This is a genomic window from Pseudovibrio sp. WM33 (assembly GCF_001623165.1).
Classification (GTDB): Bacteria; Pseudomonadota; Alphaproteobacteria; order Rhizobiales; family Stappiaceae; genus Pseudovibrio.
This window is the reverse complement of record NZ_LMCK01000089.1, coordinates 17,014-34,590: the sequence shown is the minus strand read 5'-3', so window position 1 is coordinate 34,590 and position 17,577 is coordinate 17,014. Positions and strand designations below refer to the sequence as shown.

The following is a 17,577-nucleotide window of genomic DNA, read 5'->3' as shown; positions in this document are numbered from 1 at the left end:
ATGCCGCTACAATGCTTATAGCCACAAACCTGAACGAATATTTTCCTGACTACATATCAGAACTGGCGAAAATGGGAAGAAAACGACACTTAATCCATATTTGCCAAATGTCTGTGGACAGCCAGACGAGACGTCAGAGCGGTTAAGACCGCAACAAGCACCACAACCGCAACAATTCCAACGTACCCGATCACACCCACCTGCACCGTCCCAAACAAGGCCTGAACCTGATTACCGCTGACGGAAGTAATGTCCGAACTGCCAAAGAAACCGATGACCAGAAAGCTCAGTGCGGCAATCGTACCGCCGATGACCCCGCCTTTAAGCCCTAACACCAGGAAGTGACGCTGAAACTCGGAGGCAATAAAGCTAACTTCCGCACCAACAAAGTGCAGCACTTCAACCACATCCTTGTTGCCGGACATAGCAGCCTGCGTCGCAAAAATGACGGAGAGCACCATGGAAAACAGAACAAGCACCAGGATACCAAAACCTACAAGCACAGCGGTATTCGCCATCGCAGAAAGCTGGCGATTCCAGACACGGTGATCATCTACTGAGGCTGCACGAATATCCTGCTCAATCTTTGCCTTCATATCTGCCAGATTAAGCAACTCAGGATCATCTATTTCCACCAGAACCAGACGCGGAACCGGAAGCTCTTCCAGTTCAAGCCCGGCCCCAAGCCAGGGCTGAAGCAATCCCTTGGTTTCCTCATCAGAGAGCGCACGCGCATCCCCGACACCGGGAAACTCGCGAACAAGAGCCAACGTGCGATCAATCTCCTGCTGCATGTTCACGCCATCCGCAGGACGGATCTGCACAGTGACCTCGCGCACCAGATCATTGGTCCAGTCATTCGCCGCATCATTGACGATGGCAACAAACCCAACGGTCAGGCAGGCCAGAAAACTCATGATCGCCACAACAAGCATCAAGGCCTGACCGGAGATCGCCTGCGGCGGTACAATCGGAGCAGGCCTCGCTTTGAGCTTGAATCGCAAACCAGAAGGTTTTGCACCCGCCGCTTTTTTGACCGGGCGACCACCCTTGCCTTTTGGCGGTCCTTTCCGCGGTCTGCTAGGCCTTTTTTGTCCAGCAGGCGCGCGTTTTGGCCCCGACTTCGGGCCAGACATTGGCGGTTCTCGTCTTTGCTGAGTATCAGTCATGAACAGCCAACCGCCCGTCGTTGAGGATAAGATGCCGAGCTTCCACTTGCTCCAGCAAATGGAAATCATGGGTTGCGATCACCACGGAAGTGCCAAGCCGGTTCAGCTCAATGAACAAACGCAACAAACGGCGGGCAAGCGGAGGATCCACGTTACCTGTCGGCTCATCCGCAAGCAAAACTTCAGGCCGCGTGATCAACGCCCGCGCAATAGCAGCGCGCTGCTTCTCACCACCGGAAAGAACAGGCGGCAGCACATGCATACGGTCACCAAGTCCCACCCACTTCAGCAAATCAATCACATCAGGACGGTACTCTGCCTCTGATTTCCCCGCAACACGGTGCGGCAGAGCCACATTCTCGTAGGTGGTCAGGTGATCCAGCAACCGGAAATCCTGAAACACCACACCAATCCGGCGGCGCATGGACGGCAGCTCAGCCTTTGCGATCTTGGTGGTGTCTTTGCCAAAAACAGAAATCAACCCGCGAGTGGGGCGCATAGAAAGGAATAACAGGCGCAGCAAACTGGTTTTGCCCGCACCTGAAGGACCAGTGAGAAACTGAAAAGATTGCGGCTCAATGGAAAAGGTCAAATCCCGAAGTACTTCAGTGCCCATGCCATACCGAAGTCCCACATTCTCAAAGCGTATCACCGAAAATTCCCCTAGCAGACGTGAGGTTTCGCCTTATCAGAAAAATGAGGCCAAACTCGTGCAAATCACTCTAAAAAATAATTTTCTCGCGTTCAATTTTTGACTGAACTTACCCCTGCAAATTTATGCGAGCCTGTTCCTTTGGATATCCCTCGAATAAATTAACACTTCATTAAGGATATAGAGGTCCTCATACTTCAGATAAAATAAATTCTAGTCACTCAACCTGACGTGAAGCACCTGTATTTAGGCTAGTCAAAGCCTACGCAGTTGAGTACTTGTGAGTATATTGCATATTTGGTGGCTCTGAGACGTGTTCCCGACAGCCTTCTTCGGCTCTCAAAGAGGAATACGCTAGAAAATGAAGGATTTAAGCGGCTTGTCCATTCCTTTTAAAGGCCAACCGCTTTTGGACCACGCTCGATGAAAATTATCTGCCCTCAATGTAATACTGCCTACGAGATCCCAACGGACAAAATTGGGGAGACTGGCCGCAAAGTAAAATGCGCCAGCTGCAATCATATCTGGCAGGTTACACCAGAGGTAGAGGACGATTGGGCCGCTGCACTCGATGCTAAGCCCGAAGTACACAACAATTCAACACCCGATGACGACCGCAAAGAGCCCTCGTTCTCTGAAAGTTTGGATGAAAACGATTGGGCTGGTCTCGGCGATAAAGCAGATCGTCACGAAGCATTTTCAGAAGAAGACCTTGTAGGAAAACCCAAGGAAGAACCTTCAGATTCAAGCGGTTCTATGGACAAGGACACCGGCACTCAGTCCAGTGACAAGGCCAGCAACTCCTATGAGGCACCAGAAGAACCAACGGGTTCTGAAGAGGATAAACCCGACGATAAAATGAAATCTGAAGGCGCCTCTCAAAAGTCCAACCGAAGATCTAGAAAAAAAACCAAGTCATCCCGCAAATCAGGTGTTATAAGCGCGAAAGGCCTGCTGGGCGCAAGTCTTCTTGCTGCTTCACTCGCACTCTGTTTTTCAGCTGTGCACTACCGTGAATCAATCGTAAGAACCTTCCCCGATTTGGCTGGTCTTTACCAGTTGGCTGGTATGACCGTAAATCTGCGTGGTCTTGTATTTAAGGATCTGAGAACATTTCGTGAGGTGGACGACGGTTCCGTCGTGCTTGTGGTGGAAGGTTCTGTAGAAAATATTACAAGAAGCGAGACGTATATTCCGGCGATTAAGCTGGCGTTGCGCTCACTGGACACGCAAGAGATACACTCCTGGATTGTTGAGCCAAGAGAAGACTGGCTTGCACCAGGTGATAAAACCCGGTTCAGAGCTCGGCTAAACAATCCGCCAGAGCGAGCCGCCGACATTCAATTGCGCTTTGTTGAGCGCCAAAAGAAAAGAGCGAGCATTAGATGACCGGTAACCCGGAAATCCGCGTGCTGTTTGATGAAGAAGCAATCGCGGCACGCGTAAAAGCCGTCGCAGAAGCTATCTCACAGGACAAGCCTCACAATCTCCTCGTAGTAGCGGTCTTGAAAGGAAGCTTCATTTTTGCAGCTGACCTTGCCCGTGCTTTGCACAGAGCAGGTTCCGTTCCGGAAATGGAATTTTTACACCTTTCAAGTTATGGAAGTGGAACGGTGTCGTCAGGAGAGGTAAAAGTCCTCCGCGATATCGAAAGCGACGTGACCGGAAGAGACGTCATCTTGGTCGATGATATTCTTGAATCCGGCCGCACTCTGAAGTTTGCACGCGACATGATCGCCGAACGTGGAGCCAAGTCTGTCCGGATTGCTGCACTCCTGGACAAACCGAACCACAGAAAAGCCGATGTTAAATCGGATTATACGGGCTTTGATTGTCCGGATAAATTCGTCGTCGGCTACGGCATGGACATGGGGCATGCATGGAGACAGTTGCCATTCATCGGCTACGTGCCGCAGGAAGGTGACGACTAACTAGGGGGGCTATAATGGCTCACATACTTCTGACGGAAGACGATGATGCAGTCCGCGCCTTTGTAAAACGTGCATTGGAGCTGGACGGGCACAAAGTGACCGCCGTAGAAGATGGCGCCGAAGCCGCTCTTGTACTGCTGCAACAGCAGGGCAGGTTTGACCTTCTGCTCTCCGACATCAGAATGCCGGAGATGGATGGTATCGAACTTGCGATGCAAAGTAGCGCTCGCTATCCGGGCCTGCCAATCCTTTTGATGACCGGTTACGCAGACCAGCGTGAACGCTCTGAAGAAGTCGGTAAATGCGTGAAGGACGTTCTGACAAAACCATTTTCACTGGTGGAAGTCAGAAAAGCCGTCACCACTGCCTTGGCAGAAGAAGAAGGCTCTCAGCAAACCGCGTTTGCTTAAAGCCCTTCCCCAATAAAGTTTCAAGAAACGCGATCCCTCCTCTGAGCGGTCGCGTTTTGTTTTTTCAGTCTCAAGCGCCAAACCTAAATCCAACACGCTGTACAAAATCAGGGTTTCCTGATCTTCTATGCGCATATTTCATTGTTGGTTTTGAGTGAGCTTTCCCATGGAACAAGAGACTTCTGCCCTTCAACAAGCAATGATGCGCTTGGAAGACCCGGCAGCGCCCCTTCCTCCTGTAGCAAAGTACTATGCAGCCAGCCGAATATATACAGCGGTAGAAAGCTGTTTCGCGCATTGGGAAAACATCCCGGAAACCAGCAACGCAGATCTCTACTTTCGCTATCTAGGTGCATTGGAAGACGTCGAAGATCGCCGTGGCTTCCTGCTCGCAACGCAGAGCTATCTGGCTCGCCTTGAGAACGCGCATACTCACTTCATTGATTTCACACTCTTGCAAAACTCAGGCTTCGGGTTCTGGGCACGCCCCCTACCCGTATCAGCCTCAAAGCGCGCATGGACTGTTTGTGGCTCAACCCGCAAAGACATCAAAACCGGAGACATCATTGAGCAGGTCAACGACCTTCCTGCTGATGAGTTCTTTGCGAGGTACACAAAGCTTGTCAGCGCCTCAAGGCCAGAAGCGGCAGAACGCAACCTGCTGCTATTCAATAGCTTTCTTTTGCCAAACCAACTCAAGATCACTCTTCACGACGGGCAAAGCCTGCAGATCACCCGCGCAGGACACAAGCATCCGCTTTCATATCTCAAAGCATTTGAACTCGACACGTCGGGAAAGCATCCACGCCTGATCATCCGCAGCTTCTCAAAACCAGAGTACGAGGAACAAGCTCTCGCCTTCCTAAGCCAGATCGACAATCAGTCCCCACTCATCCTTGACTTACGTGGCAATGGCGGCGGCAACACACCCATGAAGCTCATGAAAAAACTCTGCCTGGAGCCGATCGCAATCTGGATGGAACGAACACCTCAGATCACCGGACTGGAGAAAGCTGAACAAGGCGTGGCTGCATGGCAAAACGGAGAACTCTCCGCACATCACACCCAGCCCAACGCTGAAACAACAGCAATGCATCTCCTCACAAATGGTGAAACTTTCCCCGCCAGTGCCACACCGTTTCGAGGAAAGCTGATTATTCTGATTGATGTTGGCAGCGGCTCAGCAACCGAAGATCTCTTGATACCTCTAAAACATTCCGGACGCGCAACAATCGTAGGCGAAGCATCCGCAGGTTCAACCGGACAACCCTATTTTGAGGCACCTCTGCCCAAAACACAGCTCACAATCTCGGCAAAGCGTACTGATTTTCCAGATGGGACAAGGTTTGAAGGAGTTGGGATACATCCGGATTATCCGGTTATGCCAACGCCAGAAGACATCCGCCAAGGCAACGACCCCGCCCTCACACTTGCACAGCAACTGCTCAGGCAAGCCGTGACCAGCTAAGCCAATCTCTAACGCCCTCATCCAGCTTCGGTTTCGCAGCCGGTGCCTGCGGACCTTTAATCAGCCGCCTTATCAGACGGGCGCTTTTCATAAAATTCCAGCGTGTGCAGGCTCATATCCGCATATTCAAAAAGCATGTTGCAGGAGAATCCGCGACGGATCAGAACATAAAGCCCCTCAAGGATCATCACATAGAAGATCAGAAGCTTCTCAATATCATCAGGGTCTTTAAGTTCACTCTTCAGATCCATGAATTTCAGGCGAAAATGCTTCACACCCTCCTGATAATACATCGCAAACTTCGCCAGCAGCTCCTCGTCAAACAACGCCATACTGTCGAGCACACAAAACTTATCGCCGTGCTTGCTTTCACGATGACCGACACAGATATCGATGAACTCATATAGCACCGCTTCGATAGCCGAATGCAGATTGGAGTGCAGCGAAATCGTGCTTTTCAGCTCCGCAAAAATGCTGTTGAGCCACCACAGCAAAACCGCAGCGCAGAAGTCCTGCTTAGTCGTGAAGTGTTCTTCCACATACGCCCGATGCGGTCCACAGGCCTCATAGAAGTCTTCCATGGAACAGGCTTGCAGCCCCTTAAGCACAAACACCCTGATGCAGTCATCCATCACCTCTTCGATGATGTGTGACAGAACTTCAGGTTTGTTTGGATCTGTCTGGCTCATGGCGAAAGTATAGGAGCTAAAGCGGGCACGACAATGAAGGAGCTGCCAAATGGCAAAGAAAACTGGAAGGACCGACATCGCGATCAATCTAGTTTTCTAACTCTTCATTAAAGCATCCTGAATCCGCAAATCAGTAGCGCTTCATCAACCGTTCCAGATACTCCAGCTCAAGTTGCGGACGATCGGGATCGGAAAGCCGGCGACGCAGCTCTTCCAAAATGCGCCGCGCGCGCTGAACCTCAATCTCATCAGGCACTTTCACCTGACTGCCAAACTCCGGCCCCTCAACACGGCGCATACGACCAAGCGGGTCCTCGTTCAGCGGAGAGTTGGTTGCTTGCCCTTGCCCACCAGCTTGACCAGCCAGTTGCTCTGCAAGCTGCTGAGCGCCTTTGCGCAAGGATTCCAAAGCCTGACTCTGCTCAGACACAGCCTCATCTGCCTGTTGCGCTCCAAGTGCGTCACCAGCATCCTCCATGGAGTTACCAGCACTATCCAGATCCTTGCTCGGCTTGGCTCCGTTGTTCGCCATGCTGTCGAGCAGCTTCTGCAGGTCGTCAGAGAGATTGCGTTGCTGCTTCTGCAACTCGCGGAAGGCCTGCTGAGCCTCCTCATTGCTCATCTCACCACCCTGACCACGCTTATCCTGCTGGTCATTGCGCTGGCCGGGACGGCGCTGCTGGCTGTCCGGATCAAACTGGTGCGTTTCATCCATCAGGTTGCGCTGCTTCTGGATCATCTCACCAAGATCTTCCAGGGCCTGCAACATCTCTTGTTGCTGCTGGCTTGGCGCTTGCTGTTGCTGCTGCGCGTTCTGCATGTTCTCCAGCATCTGCTGCATCTGCGCCAACAACTCACGGGCAGCCTCCAAAGAACCGGTTTTCGCCAGCTCTTCCATGCGGCGCAGCATGTCATCCAGGTCCCGAGGGGTAATCTGTTGAGAGTTCTCATCCATCGGCATCTGACCAAGCTGCTGAGGGTTCTCGCGCATCTGCTGGGCCATGGATTTCAGATAATCATCCAGCGCCTTACGCAGATCACTCATCAGCTCAGCAATTTCCTGCTCCGAAGCCCCCTGTTCCAATGCCCTCCGCAATGCCTCCTGCGCCTCACGCAAAGCCCGCTCGGCAGCAGATAAACCACCATCCTCAATCGTCAGCGCCACGTTCCACAGCACGTCCAGCATGTCTGTCAGCTGCTCATCCGTATTGGCTGCCACCAACTCGGCATAAGCAAAGCGCAACGGCAGGTAGGACCCTGCATCATCGATGAACCGCTCCGGCGCAATCATCAGCATATCCAGCGCATCCACCACCTGCGGATAGCTCTCAACGTTCATTGCGAGATTACGGCGTTGCTCAACAACCGCCCGCGCCAAAGGTTTATTGAACCGGCGCTCCGGAAGCTGGATATAAACGGGCTGCGAGCGTCCCTCTTGCTCAGCCTCATCACGAGCCACAAGCACAAGAGCCACCTCAGAACCTGCCCATGGATGGGCCGTCAAATCCTGAAAGGTCTGCGCGACAGCCATCTTGGAATCTTTGGGCGGCAAACTCAGGTTAAACCGTGGCGCCTCCACGAGAGATCGTCCCGTCCTACCCTCATCCCCGCGCTGAACCTGCTCCATAATAGCTTCAGCAGAAACCACGCGGTAATCATCCTGCACCAGATAAGTCAGCTTGAGACTGCCGGAAAGCTGCTCTTCTGGGTCATCAAACAAACGAATGCGGGGCGGCAAATCAGGGCGAATAGCAATCTTCCAGGAATATTTCGGAGAGTCATTTTGAAGAATTTGCAAGCGTCCGCTTGAGTTCAACGGAAAGCGCCATTCGGTGGTTTTCAGCTCTGCAGAGCTTTCACCAGCTCCTGGCTGAACACGTTCCGGTTCCAAAACCTCTTGTCCGCGGCGCGAAAAATAAACAACGGAGAATTCACCTGTGCCCTGCGCCCGCACCAGCACCTCACTGCCACTGGCAATCGAGAGCGCATCCCGGGAATCCCGCAGTTGATTGGCATCCCCGCTGAGGAAAACAGGAGCCTCACCCGTGTAAGCTGGTGGAGTAACCCACGCATCAATGCGAGCAGTTAAAACACTTCCCACACCCTGAGACTGGAACGGTGCCAAAAGGCTGGACCACCGGTTCGCATCCGAAACGGAATACCCCACCACAAGCAACATAACGGCGAAAACACGCAGGGCATAAGGATCTTTGGCAAACCCACGCGGATTAACGCCCCCAACACGCAGGTTTTTAAGCCGCTCTCGCAATCGCTTTTGGTGAGCAGACCAAAGCGCAAGCGCCTCTTCGTCATCCATCCCGGTCGCCTGCTCATCCTTGTAAGAGAGCAAAGGTCGGTGCGGCAGATCACTGGCAAGCTCCACCTTGCGCAGCCCCTCCGCTTCATCGGGAAGCTTCAGGCGTAAAAGCGGGTAACAACTCCAAATGAAAACAGCGAGAAACAGGATTGATCCCACCGCAGAGCCATAAAACCCAAGCAGCTGCCACAATCCTAAAAAGCTGACAGCTACATACAGGCAGGCCACAATAAGCGGCACCTGAATGGCGGGCCAAAATCGCTCCCAAAACAAATAAAGCTGCGCTTTAAAAGCCAGCCTTTTCAATCGGTAGGATAATCTTTGAGAAAACAGGGACTGCCACAGGTCAAATAGCCCTGCCCCTTCGCCATAACGCGTCTTATGCTCTCGCAATTCGCTTGCAGAAGCTATGGCATTCTTTAGGTTTTTATTGCCGCCATTCTCATTCTGATGGGTCACAAAGGCCTCGCTAATCGCCGCCTGCTTTTTCTTTTGAGCATACGGCGATTAACGTAGATCAGCAATCTGGCAAACCTAAGGGGCTTTCAAACAGAGTTAAGCCTTTTCAACCCAGTTCGGCACAACGTCTTGATTTAGTAACTCATCGTAGCTCGGACGCTGACGGATGATCGCAAACTTGTCGCCATCAACCAAAACTTCAGGCACCAGAAGACGCGTGTTGTAAGTGCTGGATTGGGTCGCGCCATAAGCACCAGCAGAGTAAACGGCCAGCAGGTCGCCTTCCTCAAATTTCGGCATTTCACGGTCGCGAGCCAGATAATCACCAGTCTCACAAACAGGGCCAACAATGTCCGCCATCATCTGCTCACCGTTCTGGCGTTCTTCACTTACTGCACCAATATCATGGTGCGCTTCGTAAAGGGTTGGGCGGATCAGATCGTTCATCGCGGCATCCACGATGACGAAGTTCTTCGCTTCACCTTCTTTACGGTAGATCGTTTCGGTAACGAGAATACCTGCATTACCAGCAATCAAACGACCAGGTTCGGTAATCAGCGTCACGCCAAGGCGCTCAATTTGTTTACGAACAACCTTCGCATATTCAGTAGGCAGAGGCGCTTCAATTCCGCTTCCGTAAGGAATGCCAAGACCACCACCCACATCAAGGTGGTCAATCTCAATGCCGTCTTCCTTCAGCATGCCAATCAGCACACCAAGGCGTTCCAAAGCATCATCAAAAGGCCCAAGCTCAGTGATCTGAGAGCCGATATGCATATCCATGCCGATGATTTTCAAGCCTGGAAGCTCAGAGGCTTCCTTGTAAACCGCACGAGCCTGATCCCAGGCAATGCCAAACTTGTTCGCAGCCAGACCTGTAGAGATCTTGGCGTGGGTCTTTGCATCCACATCCGGGTTGATGCGCAGAGAAATCGGCGCAGTCTTACCCATCTCGGAAGCAACAGCAGAAAGCCGCTTCAGCTCAGGTTCGGATTCTACATTGAAGCACAGGATGCCAGCATCCAGCGCAAAACGCATTTCCTGACGGGTTTTGCCAACGCCGGAGAACACAATCTTGTTTGCAGGAATGCCCGCTTTCAGTGCACGGCGCAGTTCCCCTTCAGAAACAACATCCGCACCAGCGCCAAGTTTCGCCAGTACTGTCAGAATGGCGATGTTGGAATTCGCCTTCATTGCATAACAGGTCAGATGATCTATTCCATCAAACGCACCGTCAAAAACCTTGAAGTGACGTTCAAATGTTGCGCGGGAGTAGCAGTAAAATGGTGTTCCAACTTCCGCTGCAATTTCGCTCAGCGCAACATCTTCAGCGTGAAGCACGCCATCCTTAAACTCAAAGTAATGCAATGTAGGTCCTCTACGCTGGCTCTGCCCCGGTGGGCTTAGCGAACCAGTCTAAAAATTGAAGTCGGGATCATCCTCATCCGCACCAATCAACGGATCCAGAAACAGACTTTCGTCCTTATCTCCAGGGATCTCTGGTACAGGAGCATCGTTCAGGGGTGGCGGTGCACCATCTGCAGTCGCCCGAGCTTGGCTTGGCGTTTCCAAACTGCCTTTACGCCCACAAGCGGAAACACTCAGACCGAGTGCAACAATTGTGAGGCCAATCAAAAGCTTGGAACTACGGCTTTTTGTAATGTCTTTCATGCCTTGCGAGCTCATGTTTTCTCTGCTCCAATCTGGATGATCTTACCAAACCAGAAATTCGACCTAAGGACTGACTCGGGCGAACCCGAGCCTACTCTCAGTTTTATTTCTGCACCGTAACAACGATGACTGCAAGATCATCCGAAGAACAGACTTACTTTTCCGTCTTCTGCTCACGCTCAAGCTGCTTAAGCCAACGGCGGGATTGCTTACGCACATTCACCGGGCTTGTGCCACCATAAGAGACACGGCTGCGAACAGATTTATCAACGGAAAGAACGCTGTAGACATCATCCGTGATCTTCGGTTCAACGCTCTGCATCTCTTCCAATGTCAGGCGATGCAGGTCTACACCTTTATCGACAGCCATCTTAACAAGTGCACCAGTCACATGGTGAGCATCACGGAATGGCATGCCAACTACACGCACGCACCAGTCAGCCAGATCAGTCGCGGTGGAATAACCGGAACCGGCAGCTTTCTTCAGCGTTTTCACATTCGGCTCAAGGTCACGCATCATGCCAGTCATGGCTGCCAGAGCCAGAGACAGGTTCGGCAAAGCGTCAAACGCCTGCTCTTTGTCTTCCTGCATGTCCTTGGAGTAGGTCAGCGGCAAACCCTTCATCATCACGAGAAGAGAGTTCAACGCGCCATAAATACGGCCAGTCTTCGCACGGATCAGCTCAGCTGCATCCGGGTTCTTCTTCTGCGGCATGATGGAAGAACCGGTCGAAAACTTGTCGGAAAGCTTGATGAAGCCGAACTGGGCAGAACACCAGATCACAATCTCTTCTGCCAGACGAGACAAGTGCATCGCACAGATGGAAGCATCCGCCAACGCCTCAATGGCAAAGTCACGATCGGAAACGCCATCAAGAGAGTTCGCTGTCGGGCGATCAAACCCAAGCGAAGCCGCAGTCATCTCACGGTCAATAGGGAAAGATGTACCAGCAAGTGCAGCACAGCCAAGTGGGCTCTCATTCATACGCGCGCGCGCGTCCTGAAGACGGGAGCGATCACGAGAGAACATCTCGACATAAGCCATCAGATGGTGACCGAAAGTCACCGGCTGCGCGGACTGAAGGTGTGTAAAGCCCGGCATCACAACCGCTGCATGCTCTTCTGCTTTTTCAGCAAGAGCCTGCATCAGGTCGGTCACCTGTGCCTCAAGATCGTCCAAAGAGTCGCGTACCCAAAGACGAAAATCTGTGGCAACCTGGTCGTTACGTGAACGAGCTGTGTGAAGACGGCCAGCGGTCGGGCCAATCAATTCAGCCAGACGCGCTTCGATATTCATGTGAATGTCTTCAAGCGCACGAGAGAAGGTAAAGGTGCCCTCTTCGATCTCTGACAGAATTGTGTCTAGACCCTGAGCTATCTTTTCGGCATCTTCTGCGCTAACGATGCCCTGTGCAGCCAACATGCTAACATGAGCCTTGGACCCGGCTATGTCTTGTCGATAGAGCTTGCGATCAAAATCAATGGAAGCATTGATCTCTTCCATGATTGCATCTGGCCCTTCCGCAAAACGGCCCCCCCACATGCGGTTGCTCATGTCTAGCCTCATTATGATTTGGGTTTAATATGAAGAAACTGACAGTTACCGGAAAGTTCGGCCTCGGAAAAGGGCTTATTGCAGCATTAGCTGGATTTGTCGTCGTAGGCGGAGCTGTATGGGCGCTTAATCAGCAAAAAAGTGAGGATCCACAAGCCCTCGCCTGCTCTTCTTCAATGAATACCGCAAAAAATCTCAAGGGTTTGACCACAGGCGAAGTGGCCGCTTTCCTGCCTGCTGAGAAGCCGTTGAATCTCTCTGAGCTGAAATTCAACGATGCTGACGGCAACTTCATCACCATGGCAGACCTGAAAGGCACCAAATTACTCAACCTTTGGGCCACATGGTGCGCTCCGTGCCGCAAAGAAATGCCGCATCTGGACAAACTGCAGCGTGAAGCAGGCAGCGAAGAGTTCAACGTCATCGCCGTTAACATGGACCGTGGTGAAAACAATCCAAAGCCGCTGAAGTTCCTGAGCGATATCGGCGTGAAGGATCTGGCGTACTTCTCAGACCACACCATGGACACCTTCAACAACCTGCGCACCAAAGGCAAAGCCCCTGGCCTGCCAAGCACAATCATGATCGGTGAAGACGGCTGCGAAATCGGCACCATGTTCGGCCCCGCCGACTGGGCAGCCCCAGAAGCCTTCGCATTGGTCAACGCCGCGCTGGCTGGACAGAAAAAGGTGCAGTGAATTGAAATTCACGTAGCGGCTACTTAGATACATCTCAAAATCCATTTATCAATTTGAGATATTTATTATGCGCTACGCTGGAAATGTAATCTGGTTTGTCCTTGGAGGCTGGTACCTGGCCCTGATGTGGCTTGTGTACGGCCTCCTGTTCGCACTCACAATCATTGGCCTCCCTTACACACGAGCAGCCTGGGAAATGGCCAAATTATCGGCATGGCCCTTTGGCAAGGATATTGTGCACATAAGAGATCTGGATAACAAAGGTGCAACGCCAACCACTGTCTTAACAGGGGCCCTGGGTTTCATCTTCAACATCCTATGGCTACCGTTTGGCCTCTCGCTGTTCCTAGGCTATGTGATATCCGGCATTCTCACCTGCCTGACAATCATAGGCATTCCCTTTGGCCTTCAGTCCTTCAAACTCGCAGCAATTTCCTTCTGGCCCGTCGGACGCCGTGTTGTAACGACCCAAACAGCGGACTTGGCACGCCAATACAAAGCCAGAGAAACCCTAAACAGCTACAGATATTAGAGAAACCGGCACAGCGTGCCCTAACTCACATTGGTCGTATCAGTCGCGCACACCCTCAACCGATGCCCGTCAGGATCGGTCGCAACAAACGTGTAGCCAAAGTCCAGATCAGTGGGCTCCAGAACGATCGGAATGCCCTTCTCTTTCCAGAGACTGTAAACCTGATCAACCTCTTCCCGGCTCACATCACTCAGTGACAGTTCAAAGCCGCCAAAGGACGGTTGAGGTTTCGGGTCAATCCCCTGCGCAGACTGCAAGCCAAGTGTGACGTCGTCTCCCAAAGAAAACAGCGAAAATTCCTGAAACCTCTCAATCGGGCTGCTTTGCAGAACGTCCGCATAAAACTTGGTGCTTTTCTCCACGTCTTCGACATAGAGAATAACGCTATTCGGTTTAAACATGCTCACACCCCGTTATCTTGCAAGTCAAAGAAACAAACAGATTGCTGCAATCTCAGAATAGCCCTCGCACCAAGCAATATCTTTGATCTTACCCCTTACCCGGCACAGGACGCTCTCGCATCCGCATGAGGCCTTCTTGGGCTGCAGAGGCGACCAGAACACCATCACGCGTATAAAGGCTACCACGGCTAAAGCCACGGCCACCAGCTGTGCGCGGACTATCCTGCGTGTAAAGCAACCACTCATCAAAGCGGAAGTCACTGTGGAACCACATCGCGTGGTCTAGGCTCGCCACCTGAAGGTTTGGCACAAACACATTGATGCCATGCGGGAACAGTGCTGTATCCAGAAGCGTCATGTCAGAGGCATAGGCCAGCACACACTGGTGGATACGTGGATCATCCGGCAACCTTGAAGCCGCCCGCACCCAAACATGCTGAACCGGCTCTTGCTTCTTCCGAGAAAAATATTGCCCCAAATCCAATGGGCGCAACTCAATCGGGCGTTCCCGCTTCCAGTATTTCTGCACGGGCTCCGGTGCTTTTGAGATCAGCTCATCAGAAATTTCAGAGATCGGCATCAGATCTTCCGGCATCGGTACATCCGGCATATCAATCTGATGTTCCATACCGCTTTCAACGCGTTGGAATGAGGCAGACATAGCGAAGATCGCATGACCATGCTGGATCGCCACAACACGCCGTGTTGTAAAGCTGCCACCATCACGAATACGGTCCACCTCATAGATAATTGGCACCTTCGGATCGCCTGGACGCAGAAAATACCCATGCAGCGAATTGACCTGACGTTCTGCGCCAACCGTTCGGGAGGCAGCAACAAGGGCCTGACCAATCACCTGTCCACCAAAAACACGCTGCCACCCGCTTTGTGGGCTTGTGCCACGAAACAGATTTTCCTCTAATTTCTCCAGATCCAAAAGGTCCAGCAGATTTTCAACAGCCTTCGTCATTACAGACAAACCTATTTTTGTAGTGATTTCGATTGCATGTGAGTAGTGTGGCGCTATATCGGTAGTGTCAACGGTTAATTGGGCTAACTGAGCGATTACAGGGAAGAGTTCTATGAGCAAGAAACAGACCGCCACTGAAGACCTTTATGACGTCACCATTGGCGGCGGCGGGTATGTTGGACTGTCGCTTGCACTCGCTTTGAAGCAATCAGAACCGTCCATGAAAATCGCGCTCGTAGACCTGCGTCCACGCTCAGCGATCGAGAACGATCCACGTTCCTCGGCCATCGCGGCAGGCGCCGTGCGCATGCTCGATCAACTCGGCATCTGGTACAAGCTTGAAGATGAATCCCAGCCGATTACAGAAATGATCGTCACAGACAGCAAGCTGCACGACAGCGTGCGCCCAATCTTCCTGACATTTGCAGGCGATGTTGATGACGGCGAACCATTTGCCCACATGGTTCAGAACAATCATATGGTCGGCGCATTGCATGATGCAGCCACAGATGCAGGCGTTGACATCTTCGCGCCCGACAGTGTCAAAGACTTTGCAGTAGAGCCAGCCCACGTCAACATCACACTCGGCAGCGGCAAAACCATCCAGTCGCGTTTGATCGTGGCTGCTGATGGCGTGCGCTCCAAACTCCGCGACCTCGCAGGCATCCAATGCAATCGCTGGAGCTACAATCAAAGCGGCATCGTCACCACAATCGCACATGAACGCCCACACAATGGCCGTGCAGAAGAGCACTTCCTGCCCTCCGGTCCGTTCGCGATCCTGCCACTGAAAGGCAACCGCTCCTCCATCGTCTGGACTGAAAAGACGGCAGAAGCCAACCGCTTGGTCAATGGCGATGAGTTCACCTTTGAAATCGAACTGGAACGCCGCTTCGGTCATCATCTGGGTGAACTTAAACTTGACGGACCCCGCGCTACGTTTCCTCTGAACCTCGTGCTGGCGCGCTCTTTCGTCTCCAACCGCTTCGCGCTGGCAGGCGATGCTGCCCACGGCATCCACCCAATTGCTGGCCAGGGTCTCAACTTCGGCTTCAAGGACGTTGCAGCCCTTTCAGAGGTGCTTGTAGACGCCCACCGTCTCGGCCTCGATCTCGGTGCAGCACACATTCTGGAGCGCTACCAGAGCTGGCGCCGCTTCGACACATGGCAGATGGGCATGACCACTGATGTGCTGAACCGCCTGTTCTCCAACAACATCGACCCAGTCCGCGCCGTCCGCGATCTTGGCCTCGGCCTTGTTGAGCGCATGCCGTTCCTGAAAAAGCACTTCATCGGCGAAGCAGCAGGCCTGGCCGGCCCTTCCCCAAAACTTCTCCTCGGCAATCCGCTGTAGGTCAAATCAGGTACACGTGTGAAAGACAAACGCTCCATCCTCATCACCGGATGTTCAACCGGCATTGGTTACTCTGCTGCACACATTTTGAGAGAGAGAGGATGGCAGGTCTTTCCCACCTGTCGCAAACCAGAGGATGCAGAACGCCTGCGCTCGGAAGGCTTTGACGCATTCCATCTGGATTATTGCCAAACCGAATCTATTCAGGCCGCCGTTGAGTCAGTTCTGGCAATCACAGGCGGACACCTTGATGCCCTCTTCAACAACGGCGCTTACGGCCTGCCCGGCGCCATCGAAGATCTACCCACGGATGCCCTGCGCCGTCAGTTCGAAACCAACTTCTTCGGCTGGCACGAACTCACCCGCCTTGTCATTCCGGTGATGCGCAACCAGGGCCATGGCCGCATCGTGCAGTGCTCATCCATTCTCGGCCTCGTCGCCATGGACTATCGCGGCGCCTACAACGCCACCAAGTTCGCACTGGAAGGCTACACCGACACCCTGCGGCTGGAACTGCATGGCTCAGGCATACAGGTTTCCTTGATCGAACCGGGTCCGATTCAATCCGAGTTCTCAAAAACTGCCGTCAAAATGTTCTATGAGGAAATAGGAGAGGATACCAAGAACGCCTCCCACTTCCGCGAAAGCTACAACCGCCGCCTTTCCATGCTCGCTAAAGGCGGCACCACAAAATTCAAGCTCCAACCCGACGCTGTCGTTAGCAAACTAACCCATGCCATTGAAGCGCCCAAGGCTAAGGCACGTTATTACGTAACCGTTCCAACCCACATCATGGGCACTTTGCGACGCATCTTGCCAACCTCAATGATCGATATGATCCTGAGAAGGTCTGCAAAGTCGGAAGAGTAAGTGAACGAAACACCACGAATTTCCTCAAATCAAACTCCAGTGCCCCGTATTGCGCGCACTCGGGATTTATAACCCCAGCAAAAGAGTTACCCCATGGCACTATTTCATCCTGACAATTGCACAATGAGTGAGCGACATAAGAAAATTTATGCGTATTGCGAGCTCGCCTATACTGCTGTTGATTTCTCTGCAGCGGCCTTGTTTGTCGTTGGCAGCATTCTCTTCTTTAAAGAGGCAACCACTTATGTGGGAACTTGGCTGTTTCTGATCGGATCAATTTTATTCGGGCTCCGCCCAACAATTAAGCTCTTTCGGGAAATTGCATATATCCGCCTTGGAAAATATGAGGGCCTACCTGAAGGCACTGAGAATAATACGGGTTGGCTAAACCCCGATATGAAGTGAACCTAACCAACACGTTCGCCAACGAT

General features: G+C 52.4%; 18 protein-coding genes. 9 read left to right on the top strand and 9 right to left on the bottom strand.

The features are described 5' to 3' along the window. Window positions 1-89 precede the first annotated feature (89 nt). Together PsWM33_RS15310 and ftsE are read right to left on the bottom strand one after the other, a co-directional pair. Entirely contained in the window at window positions 90-1,169 is a 1,080-nt protein-coding gene (locus PsWM33_RS15310; protein WP_208994577.1) for a cell division protein FtsX, read from the bottom strand. Further along, the gene (gene ftsE, locus PsWM33_RS15305) at window positions 1,162-1,821 is read right to left on the bottom strand and encodes a cell division ATP-binding protein FtsE (protein WP_057464653.1); all 660 of its coding nucleotides are present in this window, start codon (window positions 1,819-1,821) and stop codon (window positions 1,162-1,164) included. Before ftsE ends, PsWM33_RS15310 begins: the two co-directional genes overlap by 8 nt. Before the next feature lie 423 nt (window positions 1,822-2,244). On the opposite strand from ftsE, the gene PsWM33_RS15300 reads away from it, so the two are divergent. From PsWM33_RS15300 to PsWM33_RS15285, 4 genes are all read left to right on the top strand, one after another. Beyond that, entirely contained in the window at window positions 2,245-3,210 is a 966-nt protein-coding gene (locus PsWM33_RS15300; RefSeq protein ID WP_063300804.1) for a zinc-ribbon domain-containing protein, read from the top strand. After that, entirely contained in the window at window positions 3,207-3,752 is a 546-nt protein-coding gene (gene hpt, locus PsWM33_RS15295; RefSeq protein ID WP_057464651.1) for a hypoxanthine phosphoribosyltransferase, read from the top strand. The genes PsWM33_RS15300 and hpt overlap by 4 nt, the downstream gene beginning before the upstream one ends. Window positions 3,753-3,766: 14 nt before the next feature. Then, a complete protein-coding gene (locus PsWM33_RS15290) occupies window positions 3,767-4,162 on the top strand; it encodes a response regulator (RefSeq protein ID WP_063286186.1) in 396 nt (131 codons plus the stop codon). A 166-nt stretch (window positions 4,163-4,328) separates the two neighbouring features. Next, on the top strand, window positions 4,329-5,630 hold the full coding sequence (locus PsWM33_RS15285) for a S41 family peptidase (protein WP_063300803.1): 1,302 nt from the start codon (window positions 4,329-4,331) through the stop codon (window positions 5,628-5,630). Between the two features lie 56 nt (window positions 5,631-5,686). Here PsWM33_RS15285 and PsWM33_RS15280 read toward each other — a convergent pair whose 3' ends face one another. The 5 genes from PsWM33_RS15280 to argH all read right to left on the bottom strand — a co-directional run bounded on the left by PsWM33_RS15280 (window position 5,687) and on the right by argH (window position 12,321). Then, the gene (locus tag PsWM33_RS15280) at window positions 5,687-6,397 is read right to left on the bottom strand and encodes a TetR/AcrR family transcriptional regulator (RefSeq protein ID WP_208994576.1); all 711 of its coding nucleotides are present in this window, start codon (window positions 6,395-6,397) and stop codon (window positions 5,687-5,689) included. 52 nt (window positions 6,398-6,449) lie between these two features. Further along, window positions 6,450-9,095, bottom strand: coding sequence for a TIGR02302 family protein (locus tag PsWM33_RS15275; protein WP_063300802.1), 2,646 nt, complete (start codon window positions 9,093-9,095; stop codon window positions 6,450-6,452). A gap of 96 nt (window positions 9,096-9,191) precedes the next feature. Next, a complete protein-coding gene (gene lysA, locus PsWM33_RS15270; RefSeq protein WP_063300801.1) occupies window positions 9,192-10,463 on the bottom strand; it encodes a diaminopimelate decarboxylase in 1,272 nt (423 codons plus the stop codon). A 48-nt stretch (window positions 10,464-10,511) separates the two neighbouring features. Further along, a complete protein-coding gene (gene lptM / locus PsWM33_RS15265) occupies window positions 10,512-10,781 on the bottom strand; it encodes an LPS translocon maturation chaperone LptM (protein WP_057464646.1) in 270 nt (89 codons plus the stop codon). 139 nt (window positions 10,782-10,920) lie between these two features. Then, a complete protein-coding gene (gene argH / locus PsWM33_RS15260; RefSeq protein ID WP_063286190.1) occupies window positions 10,921-12,321 on the bottom strand; it encodes an argininosuccinate lyase in 1,401 nt (466 codons plus the stop codon). Between the two features lie 29 nt (window positions 12,322-12,350). On the opposite strand from argH, the gene tlpA reads away from it, so the two are divergent. Both tlpA and PsWM33_RS15250 read left to right on the top strand, forming a co-directional pair. Next, on the top strand, window positions 12,351-13,019 hold the full coding sequence (gene tlpA / locus PsWM33_RS15255; protein ID WP_057464644.1) for a thiol:disulfide interchange protein TlpA: 669 nt from the start codon (window positions 12,351-12,353) through the stop codon (window positions 13,017-13,019). A gap of 67 nt (window positions 13,020-13,086) precedes the next feature. Beyond that, entirely contained in the window at window positions 13,087-13,551 is a 465-nt protein-coding gene (locus PsWM33_RS15250; protein WP_063300800.1) for a YccF family protein, read from the top strand. Window positions 13,552-13,571: 20 nt separating this feature from the next. Here PsWM33_RS15250 and PsWM33_RS15245 read toward each other — a convergent pair whose 3' ends face one another. Then, a complete protein-coding gene (locus PsWM33_RS15245) occupies window positions 13,572-13,952 on the bottom strand; it encodes a VOC family protein (RefSeq protein WP_063300799.1) in 381 nt (126 codons plus the stop codon). An 88-nt stretch (window positions 13,953-14,040) separates the two neighbouring features. Beyond that, complete coding sequence (gene tesB, locus PsWM33_RS15240; protein WP_063300798.1) at window positions 14,041-14,922, bottom strand: acyl-CoA thioesterase II; 882 nt, start codon at window positions 14,920-14,922, stop codon at window positions 14,041-14,043. Window positions 14,923-15,034: 112 nt separating this feature from the next. Between tesB and PsWM33_RS15235 the strand changes: the two genes are divergently transcribed. The 3 genes from PsWM33_RS15235 (at window position 15,035) to PsWM33_RS15225 (ending at window position 17,551) form a co-directional block, all read left to right on the top strand. Further along, complete coding sequence (locus PsWM33_RS15235; protein ID WP_063300797.1) at window positions 15,035-16,276, top strand: ubiquinone biosynthesis hydroxylase; 1,242 nt, start codon at window positions 15,035-15,037, stop codon at window positions 16,274-16,276. 18 nt (window positions 16,277-16,294) lie between these two features. Then, window positions 16,295-17,146: an SDR family oxidoreductase gene (locus PsWM33_RS15230; protein ID WP_063300796.1), complete on the top strand. Its 852-nt coding sequence runs from the start codon at window positions 16,295-16,297 to the stop codon at window positions 17,144-17,146. Window positions 17,147-17,239: 93 nt separating this feature from the next. After that, complete coding sequence (locus PsWM33_RS15225; protein WP_063300795.1) at window positions 17,240-17,551, top strand: YrhK family protein; 312 nt, start codon at window positions 17,240-17,242, stop codon at window positions 17,549-17,551. Window positions 17,552-17,577 lie beyond the last annotated feature (26 nt).